This window comes from Pseudomonas sp. HY2-MNA-CIBAN-0224 (assembly GCF_040310285.1).
GTDB lineage: Bacteria > Pseudomonadota > Gammaproteobacteria > Pseudomonadales > Pseudomonadaceae > Aquipseudomonas > Aquipseudomonas helleri.
Genome location: NZ_JBEOPQ010000674.1, coordinates 1 through 258 on the forward strand (window position 1 = coordinate 1; position 258 = coordinate 258).

General features: G+C 44.6%; 1 protein-coding gene. It reads right to left on the reverse strand.

Annotation, left to right across the window (positions count from 1 at the left end; all coding sequences use genetic code 11):
- Window positions 1–17: 17 nt before the first annotated feature.
- A partial coding sequence (locus tag AAEZ03_RS28010) for a helix-hairpin-helix domain-containing protein (RefSeq protein WP_350583196.1) occupies window positions 18–258 on the reverse strand: 241 nt, incomplete at its 5' end.

Here is a 258-nt window from a genome sequence, read left to right on the forward strand (position 1 = left end):
CCAATTTTGCCTTAAATTTAGCCCCCTCGCAATGTATCATGGATTGTTTGTGCCATTTCTAAGCTAATTCCGGGTACTTTTGTCAATTCAGTCACGCTAGCGCCTTTGACTTCTTGTATTCCACCCAAATGTTGCAACAAGGCTTTACGCCTCTTAGGACCCACTCCGGCGATAGATTCTAATGTAGAGGTGTTACGTGTTTTCTGGCGTTTATTACGATGTCCGGCAATCGCAAATCGATGTGACTCATCACGGATG